Source organism: Burkholderia sp. Ac-20353, assembly GCF_017104785.1.
GTDB lineage: Bacteria > Pseudomonadota > Gammaproteobacteria > Burkholderiales > Burkholderiaceae > Burkholderia.
Genome location: NZ_JAAGPL010000248.1, coordinates 1 through 11080 on the forward strand (window position 1 = coordinate 1; position 11080 = coordinate 11080).

Here is an 11080-nt window from a genome sequence, read left to right on the forward strand (position 1 = left end):
CGGCGCTGACGGCCGGCTCGCGCAGCCGGCGGCCGCGTTCGATGCCAGCGCATCCGGCGCTGGACCGGACGAACCGGCTGGCGACGGGCAGGACGCCGCAGGGTTTTCCACTTCCGATCCGGCGGCATCGGAGGCGGCCGCGCCGAAGCGCAAGAAGGCCGCGGCCGACAAGCCCGTGAAAACCGCCGACAAGCTCGCGAAGCTCGGCCTCACGCGCTCGATCGATCTCGTGCTGCATCTGCCGATGCGCTACGAGGACGAAACCACGCTCACGCCGATCGGCGAGCTGCTGCCGGGCGGCATCGCGCAGACGGAAGGTGTCGTGTTCGACAACGAAGTCGCATACCGGCCGCGCCGCCAGCTCGTCGTGAAGATCCAGGACGACGACGGCGAGCAGCTCGTGCTGCGCTTCCTGAATTTCTACGGCTCGCAGGTCAAGCAGATGGCCGTCGGCCAGCGGCTGCGCGTGCGCGGCGACGTGCGCGGCGGCTTCTTCGGGATGGAGATGGTGCATCCAGCGGTACGCGTCGTCGAAGCCGACGCGCCGCTGCCGCAGGTGCTCACACCTGTCTATCCGAGCACGGCCGGCGTGTCGCAGGCGTACCTGCGCAAGGCGATCGAGAACGCGGTCGAGCGCACGCCGCTGCCGGAACTGCTGCCGCCGGAGATCGACCGTGCGTACCTGAAGCCGCTCGGCGTGCCGTCGCTCGCGGACGCCGTGCGGATCCTGCATCACCCGGGTGTCGACTCGGACGAAGCCGCGCTGATGGACGGCTCGCATCCCGCATGGACGCGCATCAAGTTCGACGAGCTGCTCGCGCAGCAGCTGTCGCTGAAGCGCGCGCACGAGGAGCGCCGCACGCGCGCCGCGCCTGCGATGCCGCGCCGCACGGCGAGCGATGCCGACGCGCTGACGACGCGCCTCTATGCGGCGCTGCCGTTCACGCTGACGGGCGCGCAGGCGCGCGTCGTCGACGAGATCGCGCAGGATCTGACGCTGGCGCATCCGATGCAGCGGCTGCTGCAGGGCGACGTCGGCAGCGGCAAGACGGTCGTCGCGGCGCTCGCGGCCACGCAGGCGATCGACGCCGGCTACCAGGCCGCGCTGATGGCGCCGACCGAGATCCTCGCGGAACAGCACGCGCGCAAGCTGCGCGCGTGGCTCGAACCGCTCGGCGTGTCGGTCGCGTGGCTCGCCGGCAGCCTGAAGGCGAAGGACAAGCGCGCGGCGATCGAAGCGGCCGCGCTCGGCACCGCGCAGCTCGTGATCGGCACGCACGCGATCATCCAGGACGCGGTCGAATTCGCGCGGCTCGGCCTCGTGATCGTCGACGAGCAGCACCGTTTCGGCGTCGAGCAGCGCCTCGCGCTGCGCGCGAAGGCGGCCAACGCGGCGGACGGCGCGCACGGGTTCCAGCCGCACCAGCTGATGATGTCCGCGACGCCGATCCCGCGCACGCTCGCGATGACCTATTACGCGGATCTCGAGGTGTCGACGATCGACGAATTGCCGCCGGGCCGCACGCCGGTGCTGACGCGCCTGATCGGCGACGCGCGGCGCGACGAGGTGATTTCGCGCGTGCGCGAGGCCGCGCTGACCGGCCGCCAGGTGTACTGGGTCTGCCCGCTGATCGAGGAAAGCGAGACGCTGCAGCTGCAGACGGCCGTCGAGACCTACGAGACGCTCGTCGCCGCGCTGCCCGAGCTGCAGGTCGGGCTCGTGCACGGGCGCCTGTCGCCGGCCGACAAGGCCACGGTGATGGACGCGTTCACGCGCAACGACGTGCAGCTGCTCGTCGCGACGACCGTGATCGAAGTCGGCGTCGACGTGCCGAACGCGTCGCTGATGGTGATCGACCACGCGGAGCGCTTCGGCCTCGCGCAGCTGCACCAGCTGCGCGGCCGGGTGGGGCGCGGCACTGCGGCGTCGGTATGCGTGCTGCTGTACAGCGGGCCGCTGTCGCTCGCGGGCCGCGCGCGGCTGAAGACGATGCGCGAGACCACCGACGGCTTCGAGATCGCGCGGCGCGACCTCGAGATCCGCGGCCCCGGCGAATTTCTCGGCGCGCGCCAGTCGGGCGCGGCGATGCTGCGCTTCGCGAACCTCGAAACCGACGGCTGGCTGATCGAGCCGGCCCGCGAAGCGGCCGCGCGGCTGATCGCCGGCTATCCGGACGTCGTCACGCAGCATCTCGCGCGCTGGCTCGGCGCGCGCGAGCAGTACCTGAAGGCGTGACGGCTGATCGCGCGCAGATTGAGGGCCGGATTTAAAACCGCGGAATTGCGCACGATGATGCGGAGAAACTTGGCGAACCGGCGTCACAGGGTGTATAAATTAAACCTATCGCCTGTATCTATTTGATTGACCCACAATGACGCTGACTGAATTGAAATACATCGTCGCGGTCGCGCGCGAACGGCATTTCGGCCGCGCGGCCGAAGCATGCTTCGTGAGCCAGCCGACGCTGTCGGTGGCGATCAAGAAGCTGGAAGACGAACTCAACGTACAGATCTTCGAGCGCGGCGCGAGCGAAGTGAGCGTCACGCCGATCGGCGACCAGATCGTCACGCAAGCGCAGCGCGTGCTCGAGCAGACCTTCGCGATCAAGGAGATCGCGAAGCAGGGCAAGGATCCGCTCGTCGGTCCGTTCCGCCTCGGCGTGATCTACACGATCGGGCCCTACCTGCTGCCGACACTCGTCAAGCAGATGATCCAGCGGGTTCCGCAGATGCCGCTGATGCTGCAGGAGAACTACACGCTCAAGCTGCTCGAGTTGCTGAAGCAGGGCGAGATCGACGCGGCGATCATGGCGCTGCCGTTCCCCGAGACGGGCCTGATGGTGCGACCGCTGTACGACGAGCCGTTCGTCGTCGCGCTGCCGGCCGGCCATCCGTGGGAGAAGCGCCACCAGATCGACGCGGAGGACCTGAAGCAGGAGACGATGCTGCTGCTCGGCAACGGCCACTGCTTCCGCGATCACGTGCTCGGCGTGTGTCCGGAACTGATGCGCTTCTCGCAGACGGCCGACGGAATCCAGAAGACCTTCGAGGGTTCGTCGCTCGAGACGATCCGCCACATGGTCGCGAGCGGCGTCGGCATCACCGTGCTGCCGCGGATGTCGGTCGCCGAGGTCGGGCCGCGCGCGAACGGCCCCGATGCCGAGCTGCTGTCGTACGTGCCGTTCAACGACCCGGTGCCGGACCGCCGCGTCGTGCTCGTGTGGCGCAAGAGCTTTACGCGGATGCCCGCGATCGATGCGATCAGCGATGCGATCTCCGGGTGCGACCTGCCGGGCGTCGCGAAGCTCGACATGCCGGCGACGGTGAATTGACGCGGCGCGGCTCATGAACGCCGCCGATAAACGGGGTCTTGCGACCCCGTTTATTTTTACCTATCTCATAGATGAAATTTATCAAATTAAAATAATCGATAGCCATGTATAGAATCCTCCACATGGATCGATGCACCGCCGTCACGGCGATCTGCACGTTCAATGCAATCGTCAAAGGAGGGTGTCATGATGCGTTCGTTATGGCAGCACACGCAGCACACGCAGCGGAACATCCCGCCGCGCGGGAAGGTCGTCAATCGTGCCCGGGCTGCGATCCGGAGCCTGCGGCCGATCGCGTTCGCGTACCTGGCTGATCGCGTGTATGGTGGCTGAGCCGCCCGATGCCGATCCTTCGTTCCCGGATACCGAGCCGGGCGATGCGGCGCGCTGAACACCCGACACCGACACGACGTAGCACGATGGGAGCGATGCTCCCGCCTTTACCCCGCAGTGACCATCCGCCAAGGTGTCCGGCTTTCGGGCCGCGCCGCCGGATGCAAACGAAACTAGGAGAAGACGCATGTCGACCGAAACGAAGTGCCCGTTCCATCAGACCGCAGGCAGCGGCACGTCGAACCGGGACTGGTGGCCCAATCAGCTCAACCTGAACATGCTCCACCGGCATTCGTCCCTGTCCGATCCGATGGACACGGATTTCAACTACGCCGAAGCGTTCAAGACGCTCGACCTCGCGGCGGTGAAGAAGGATCTCCACGCGCTGATGACCACGTCGCAGGACTGGTGGCCGGCCGACTTCGGCCACTATGGCGGCCTGTTCATCCGCATGGCGTGGCACAGCGCCGGCACGTACCGCACCGCTGACGGCCGCGGCGGCGCCGGCGGCGGCCAGCAGCGCTTCGCGCCGCTCAACAGCTGGCCCGACAACGGCAACCTCGACAAGGCGCGCCGCCTGCTGTGGCCGATCAAGCAGAAATACGGCCGCAACATCTCGTGGGCCGACCTGATGATCCTCGCCGGCAACGTCGCGCTCGAATCGATGGGCTTCAAGACCTTCGGCTACGCGGGCGGCCGTCCGGACACCTGGGAGCCGGACGACGTGTACTGGGGCGCGGAGAAGATCTGGCTGGAACTGAGCGGCGGCGCGAACAGCCGCTACTCGGGCGATCGCGTCCTCGAAAACCCGCTCGCGGCCGTGCAGATGGGCCTGATCTACGTGAACCCCGAAGGTCCGGACGGCAATCCCGACCCGGTCGCCGCAGCACACGACATCCGCGACACGTTCGCCCGCATGGCGATGAATGACGAGGAAACGGTCGCGCTGATCGCGGGCGGCCATACGTTCGGCAAGACGCACGGCGCCGGTCCCGCCTCGGACGTCGGTCCCGAGCCGGAAGCGGCGCCGCTCGAGGCGCAAGGCCTTGGCTGGAAGAGCAGCTATGGCACGGGCAAGGGCGGTGACGCGATCACGAGTGGCCTCGAAGTCACGTGGACGACGACGCCGACGCAGTGGAGCAACAACTTCTTCGAGAACCTGTTCGGCTACGAATGGGAGCTGACGAAGAGCCCGGCCGGCGCGCACCAGTGGGTTGCGAAGGACGCCCAGGCCGTGATCCCGGACGCGCACGATGCGTCGAAGAAGCACCTGCCGACGATGCTGACCACGGACCTGTCGCTGCGCTTCGATCCGGCGTACGAAAAGATCTCGCGCCGCTTCTACGAGAACCCGGACGAGTTCGCCGACGCGTTCGCGCGGGCGTGGTTCAAGCTGACGCACCGCGACATGGGCCCGCGCGCACGCTATCTCGGTACGGAAGTGCCGGCTGAGGTCCTGCTGTGGCAGGACCCGGTGCCGGCCGTCGATCACAAGCTGATCGACGACGCGGATGTGGCCGCGCTGAAGGCGAAGATCGTCGCATCGGGCCTGTCCGTGTCGCAGCTCGTGTCGACCGCGTGGGCGTCGGCGTCGACGTTCCGCGGTTCGGACAAGCGTGGTGGCGTGAATGGTGCGCGTGTCCGCCTCGCGCCGCAGAAGGACTGGGACGTGAACCAGCCGGTGCAGCTCGCGACGGTGCTGGAGAAGCTCGAGGGCATCCAGAAGGCGTTCAACGATGCGCAGACGGGCGGCAAGAAGGTGTCGCTCGCCGACCTGATCGTGCTGGCCGGTGCGGCGGGCGTCGAGCAGGCCGCGAAGAACGCGGGCGTTGCGGTGACGGTGCCGTTCGCGCCGGGCCGCACGGACGCGTCGCAGGAGCAGACCGACATCGACGCGATGGCCGTGCTCGAACCGGTCGCGGACGGTTTCCGCAACTACCTGAAGGGCAAGTACACGCTGCCGGCCGAAGCGCTGCTGGTCGACAAGGCGCAACTGCTGACGCTGACCGCGCCGGAAATGACGGTGCTCGTGGGCGGTCTGCGCGTGCTGGGCGCGAACGTCGGGCAGACGCCGCACGGCGTGTTCACGGATCGGCCGGAAGCGCTGACCAACGACTTCTTCGTGAACCTGCTCGACATGGGCACCGAGTGGAAGCCGGCGTCGGCCGCGAACGACGTGTACGAAGGGCGCGATCGCGCGACGGGCAACGTCAAATGGACCGGCACGCGCGTCGATCTGGTGTTCGGCTCGCACGCTCAGCTGCGTGCGCTGGCCGAAGTCTACGGCAGCGCGGACGCGCAGCAGAAGTTCGTGCACGACTTCGTCGCGGCCTGGAACAAGGTGATGAACCTCGACCGCTACGATCTCGCGTGATCCCGGCAAGTCGCTGCTGAAGGTTTGGCAGCAGGAAACGGCCGGTCGCTCGACCGGCCGTTTCATCTGGACAATTCGTTTTGCTTGAAGGAGTGACGATCATGACGCAGATGATCCTCGACATGCGTAGCGCGTTCGCGGCACCCGTGAAGCGCGCGCCCGCCGCCGCGCTGCGGCATATCGTCGGTTTTGCGATCGCGGGCAGCGGCGCGGCCGTGCTGGTCGCGCAGGCCGTCCATGGCCTGGCGGCTGCCGCCGGCGCTTGAGAATAGCCGCGCAGGCTCCGTGCCGACATGACGCGAACCGGCGCTCGGCTCTAAAATGCCGGGGTTATCTTCCCGGTGCTTCGCCATGCTCGCCCGCTTTCCCCTGTATCTGCGGCTCGTCCGGATGGACAAGCCGATCGGCAGCCTGCTGCTGCTGTGGCCGACGCTCAACGCGCTGTGGATCGCGTCGGACGGCCATCCGAGCGGGTCGCTGATCGTGATCTTCGCGCTTGGCACGCTGCTGATGCGCTCGGCCGGCTGCGCAATCAACGATTACGCGGACCGCGATTTCGACCGCCACGTGAAGCGCACGGCCGACCGTCCGCTGACGTCCGGCAAGATCCGCGCGTGGGAAGCGATCGCAATCGCGGTCGGGCTGACGCTCGTCGCGTTCCTGCTGATCCTGCCGCTCAATACGCTGACGAAAGAGTTGTCGGTCGTCGCGGTGATCGTCGCGGGCACCTATCCGTTCATGAAGCGCTTCTTCGCGATTCCGCAGGCGTATCTGGGCATCGCGTTCGGTTTCGGCATTCCGATGGCGTTCGCGGCCGTGCAGGACACGGTGCCGATGCTCGCGTGGATCATGCTGATCGCGAATGTGTTCTGGTCCGTCGCATATGACACCGAATATGCGATGGTCGACCGCGACGACGACATCAGGATCGGCATCCGCACGTCCGCGCTCACGTTCGGCCGCTTTGACGTTGCGGCGGTGATGGCGTGTTACGCGGTGACGCTCGCCATCTACGTGTGGATCGGGCTGACGCTCGGCTTCGGTCTCGGGTACTGGGCAGGGTGGGCGGCGGCAGCCGGCTGTGCGCTGTATCACTACACGCTGATCAAGGGGCGCGAGCGGATGCCGTGCTTTGCCGCGTTCAGGCACAACAACTGGCTCGGCGGCGTGCTGTTCGTCGGGATCGCCGCGCATTACGCGGTGTCCGGGCTCTGAGCCCGGCGGCGGCGCATCGTGCGCCGGAAACGACAAAGCGGCCCGCGGGCCGCTTTTCTTTTGGCGCGGAGGGGCGGGCGGGCGCGGCCGCAGCCATCCCGCAGGCCCCGCACGTTTCGCTTACGCGCGCCCGAGCTCGTCACCCATTTCCTTCGCGCGTGCTTCGGCCGCGAGCGCGCCTTGCACGATCGCTTCCTTCACGCCCTGCGCGTCGAACGACGCGAGCGCGGCCGCCGTCGTACCGCCCTTCGACGTCACGCGCTCGCGCAGCACGCTGGCCGGCTCGCCGGATTGCGCGGCGAGCTGCGCGGCGCCCGTGAACGTCGCGACCGCCAGCGCGCGGCCCTGCTCGTCGTTCATCCCGAGACGGCGCGCCGCTTCCTGCAGCGCTTCGATGAAATAGAACACGTACGCGGGGCCGCTGCCCGAGATCGCGGTGACCGCGTCGAGCTGCGACTCGTCGTCGAACCACACGATCTCGCCGACCGCGCCGAGCACGTTCGACGCGAGTTCGCGGCCCGCCGCATCGACGCCCGGCAGCGCGGCGAGGCCCGTCACGCCCATGCCGACCAGCGCGGGCGTGTTCGGCATCGTGCGCACGACGCGCGCGTAGCCGCCGAGCCAGCGCGCGAGGTCCGTGCCGCGGATGCCGGCCGCGATGCTGATCACGAGCTGCGACGTCAGATGCGGCGCGAGCGCCTCGGCGACGTCCTTCAGCACCTGCGGCTTCACGGCGAGCACGATCGCGTCGTAGCCGGCGAGCGTGGCGTCGATCGCCGCGCCGGTGCGGATGCCGAACTGTGCCTCGGCGCGCTTGCGGACGTCTTCGTTGACGTCGATCGCGTACAGGCCGTCTGCGGCGGTGCCGCGCTTGACGAGGCCGCCGATCAATGCCGCGGCCATGTTGCCGCCGCCGATGAATGCGATTTTCATGATGTCGGGATCAGGGAGTGGATCAATGGGAATAGTCGCGCGCGCCGAAGATCGCGGTGCCGACCCGCACGATCGTCGCGCCTTCGAGCACGGCCGCCTCGAGGTCGGCGGACATGCCCATCGACAGCGTGTCGAGCGGCAGGCCGTCCGCGCGCAGCGCGTCGAACAGCGCACGCAGCGCGCGGTGCGGCGCACGCTGCGCGTCGGGGGTATCCGCGGGTTCCGGGATTGCCATCAGCCCGCGCAGCCGCAGTGCCGGCAGCGCGGCGATCTCGCGCGCGATCGCGGCGATCTCGTCCGGCGCAATGCCGCTCTTCGACGCCTCGCCGCTGATGTTCACCTGCACGCACACGTTGAGTGGCGGCAGGTGCGCGGGCCGCTGTTCGGCGAGCCGCTGCGCGATCTTCAGCCGGTCGACCGAATGCACCCAGTCGTAGCGTTCGGCGACCGGGCGCGTCTTGTTCGATTGCAGCGGGCCGATGAAATGCCACTCGAGGTCCGCACGCAGATCGGCGAGCGTGTCGATCTTGTCGATCGACTCCTGCACGTAGTTTTCGCCGAACGCGCGCTGGCCGGCCGCATGCGCGGCGCGCACGGCGTCGGCGGGGAACGTCTTCGAGACGGCGAGCAGCGTGACAGTGGCAGGGTCGCGGCCGGCCGCGCGTGCGGCGTCGGCGATGCGGCGATGAACGGATTCCAGGCGAGCGGCGAGATCGGACATGACGGGCACGAAAGCGGGTGCGAATACAGGCACTAAAGCAGGCACAAAAACGCGGGCGCGCCGCTGACGCGCGGCGCCTCGCCTCGCATTATACGGACGCGGCGCGCGGGGCCGGGCTTGTTCCGGTACGAAATACGCCCGTTCGGCGGCCGGCCCGCGCATTGGCCGACCACGCGCGGCGCACGCTCACGCGACGCGTCATGCAGGCCGACGCGCCAGCCCCTCTGCGTCAGGCGAGTCACATCGACTAGCCGTACACGAGGTGCTCGACCAGCTGGATCCAGTGCGCGACCGGGATCTGCGTGCCGCTTTGCAGGTGCGCGATGCAGCCGACGTTCGCGGAGACGATCATCTGCGGCTCGAGCGCCTGCAGCTTCGCGAGCTTCTGCTTGCGCAGCTTGTACGACAGCGACGGCTGCGTCAGCGAATAGGTGCCGGCCGAGCCGCAGCACAGGTGGCTGTCGGCGGGCAGGCGCACGTCGATGCCGAGCGTCTCGAGCAGCCGTTCGACCTTGCCGCGCGATTGCTGGCCGTGCTGCAGCGTGCACGGCGGGTGATACGCGACGGTGTGGATCGCGCGGCGTCGCGCGAGCGACGCGAGCTCGGCCTCGAACGCGAGCAGCACGTCGGACACGTCGCGCGTCAGTGCGACGATGCGCTGCGCCTTCTCCGCATAGGCCGGGTCGTCGCGCAGCAGGTGCGCGTACTCGAGCACCGTCGCGCCGCAGCCGGACGCGTTCATCACGATCGCCTCGGCGCCTTGCTCGACATACGGCCACCACGCGTCGATGTTGCGGCGCGCGTCGTCGAGCGCTTCGTCGTGGTAGTTCAGGTGCAGCCGGATCGCGCCGCAGCAGCCGGCCTCGGGCGCGACGACGGTCTCGACGCCGAGCGCGTCGAGCACACGCGCGGTCGCGATGTTGATGTTCGGCAACATCGACGGCTGCACGCAGCCGGCGAGCATCAGCATCTTGCGCGGATGGGTGCGGTGCGGCCATTCGAGCAGGCGCGTACGCGGGGGCACCTTGTCGCGCACGCGCTTCGGCAGCAGCGGCCGCACATGCTGGCCGAGCCGCATCACCGGCGAAAACAGCGCGGCGTTCGGCACGAAGCTCGCGAGCACGCGGCGCACGACGCGCTGCGACAGCGGACGACGCACCTGTTGTTCGACGTGCTTGCGGCCGATCTCGACGAGGCGGCCGTACTGGACGCCCGACGGGCAGGTCGTCTCGCAGCTGCGGCAGGTGAGGCAGCGGTCGAGATGCTGCTGCGTGCTGCGCGTGACGGGCGCGCCTTCGACCATCTGCTTGATCAGGTAGATGCGGCCGCGCGGGCCGTCGAGTTCGTCGCCGAGCAGCTGATAGGTCGGGCACGTCGCGGTGCAGAAGCCGCAATGCACGCACTTGCGCAGGATCGCGTCGGCTTCGTCGCCGTCGGGCGTATTGCGGATGAAATCGGCGAGGTTCGTTTGCATCGAGCCCTCAGAATTCAGGGTAGAGCCGGCCGCGGTTGAAGATGCGCGCGGGATCGAACGCGGACTTCAACCCGCGGTGGATTTTCATCAGCGGCGCGGGCAGCGGCGTGAACACGCCGGCGCTGCGGTCGTACGATTCGCCCGCGCGGAACAGCGTCGCGTGACCGCCAGCCTGCTTCGCGCTCATGCGGACGGTCTGCGCGTCGGCGTCGCTGATCCACCAGCGCTGCGCGCCGCCCCATTCCATCAGCTGGGTGCCCGGCAGGTGCATCGGCTCGGTGATCGACGGCAGCGACAGCCGCCACAGCGCAAAGCCCGGCGGAATGCCGCTGAAGAACGAATCGGTCTGCTCGCGCAGGCCGGCCCAGAAGCGCTCGGCTTCGACCGCGTCGACGACTTCGCCGCCGAGCACGGTCTTCGCGGCCTTTACGCTCGCCTCGGCGCCCGACAGGCGCAGCACGAGGGTGCCGTTGCGCCATGCGCTCGCGCTGACGGGCAGCGGGTGGCCGCCCCATTCGTTGAGCTTGCGCACCGCATCGGTCGCGCTCATCTCGAACTTCAGCGTGACTTCGGCGACGGGCACCGGCAGCACCTTGATCGACAGCTCGAGCATCAGCCCGAGCGTGCCGAGCGAGCCGGCCATCAGTCGCGCTACGTCATAGCCGGCGACGTTCTTCACGACCTGGCCGCCGAACCGC

Annotated in this window: 10 protein-coding genes; 6 read left to right on the forward strand and 4 right to left on the reverse strand. The window is 68.4% G+C overall.

The genetic code is table 11. The features are described 5' to 3' along the window. The 6 genes from recG to ubiA form a co-directional block, all read left to right on the forward strand. On the forward strand, positions 1 to 2236 hold a 2236-nt coding region (recG, locus tag G3N94_RS36440; protein WP_241022271.1), incomplete at its 5' end, for an ATP-dependent DNA helicase RecG. 136 nt (positions 2237 to 2372) lie between these two features. Continuing rightward, a complete protein-coding gene (locus tag G3N94_RS36445; RefSeq protein ID WP_205799083.1) occupies positions 2373 to 3332 on the forward strand; it encodes a LysR substrate-binding domain-containing protein in 960 nt (319 codons plus the stop codon). A gap of 186 nt (positions 3333 to 3518) precedes the next feature. Then, complete coding sequence (locus G3N94_RS36450; protein WP_205799084.1) at positions 3519 to 3665, forward strand: hypothetical protein; 147 nt, start codon at positions 3519 to 3521, stop codon at positions 3663 to 3665. Positions 3666 to 3852: 187 nt separating this feature from the next. Then, complete coding sequence (katG, locus tag G3N94_RS36455) at positions 3853 to 6039, forward strand: catalase/peroxidase HPI (protein WP_205799085.1); 2187 nt, start codon at positions 3853 to 3855, stop codon at positions 6037 to 6039. 101 nt (positions 6040 to 6140) lie between these two features. After that, positions 6141 to 6305 carry a hypothetical protein gene (locus G3N94_RS36460; protein ID WP_205799086.1) on the forward strand — a complete coding sequence of 55 codons (165 nt, stop codon included), beginning with the start codon at positions 6141 to 6143 and terminating at the stop codon, positions 6303 to 6305. Positions 6306 to 6390: 85 nt separating this feature from the next. Then, positions 6391 to 7254 carry a 4-hydroxybenzoate octaprenyltransferase gene (ubiA, locus tag G3N94_RS36465; RefSeq protein ID WP_205799087.1) on the forward strand — a complete coding sequence of 288 codons (864 nt, stop codon included), beginning with the start codon at positions 6391 to 6393 and terminating at the stop codon, positions 7252 to 7254. 120 nt (positions 7255 to 7374) lie between these two features. On the opposite strand, the gene proC is transcribed toward ubiA, so the two are convergent. From proC to glcE, 4 genes are all read right to left on the reverse strand, one after another. Next, positions 7375 to 8187: a pyrroline-5-carboxylate reductase gene (gene proC, locus G3N94_RS36470; protein ID WP_205799088.1), complete on the reverse strand. Its 813-nt coding sequence runs from the start codon at positions 8185 to 8187 to the stop codon at positions 7375 to 7377. Between the two features lie 22 nt (positions 8188 to 8209). After that, entirely contained in the window at positions 8210 to 8908 is a 699-nt protein-coding gene (locus tag G3N94_RS36475; RefSeq protein WP_205799089.1) for a YggS family pyridoxal phosphate-dependent enzyme, read from the reverse strand. A gap of 247 nt (positions 8909 to 9155) precedes the next feature. After that, positions 9156 to 10382, reverse strand: coding sequence for a glycolate oxidase subunit GlcF (gene glcF / locus G3N94_RS36480; RefSeq protein WP_205799090.1), 1227 nt, complete (start codon positions 10380 to 10382; stop codon positions 9156 to 9158). A gap of 7 nt (positions 10383 to 10389) precedes the next feature. Then, positions 10390 to 11080 (reverse strand): glycolate oxidase subunit GlcE (gene glcE, locus G3N94_RS36485; protein ID WP_205799091.1); only part of this gene is annotated, 691 nt, incomplete at its 5' end.

Bases quoted from the DNA above. Each gene is read 5' to 3' on its own strand.
- G3N94_RS36450 (WP_205799084.1), top strand. From the start codon at position 3,519: ATGATGCGTTCGTTATGGCAGCACACGCAGCACACGCAGCGGAACATC.
- G3N94_RS36460 (WP_205799086.1), top strand. From the start codon at position 6,141: ATGACGCAGATGATCCTCGACATGCGTAGCGCGTTCGCGGCACCCGTG.
- ubiA (WP_205799087.1), top strand. From the start codon at position 6,391: ATGCTCGCCCGCTTTCCCCTGTATCTGCGGCTCGTCCGGATGGACAAG.
- G3N94_RS36475 (WP_205799089.1), bottom strand. From the start codon at position 8,908: ATGTCCGATCTCGCCGCTCGCCTGGAATCCGTTCATCGCCGCATCGCC.
- glcF (WP_205799090.1), bottom strand. From the start codon at position 10,382: ATGCAAACGAACCTCGCCGATTTCATCCGCAATACGCCCGACGGCGAC.
- katG (WP_205799085.1), top strand. From the start codon at position 3,853: ATGTCGACCGAAACGAAGTGCCCGTTCCATCAGACCGCAGGCAGCGGC.
- proC (WP_205799088.1), bottom strand. From the start codon at position 8,187: ATGAAAATCGCATTCATCGGCGGCGGCAACATGGCCGCGGCATTGATC.
- G3N94_RS36445 (WP_205799083.1), top strand. From the start codon at position 2,373: ATGACGCTGACTGAATTGAAATACATCGTCGCGGTCGCGCGCGAACGG.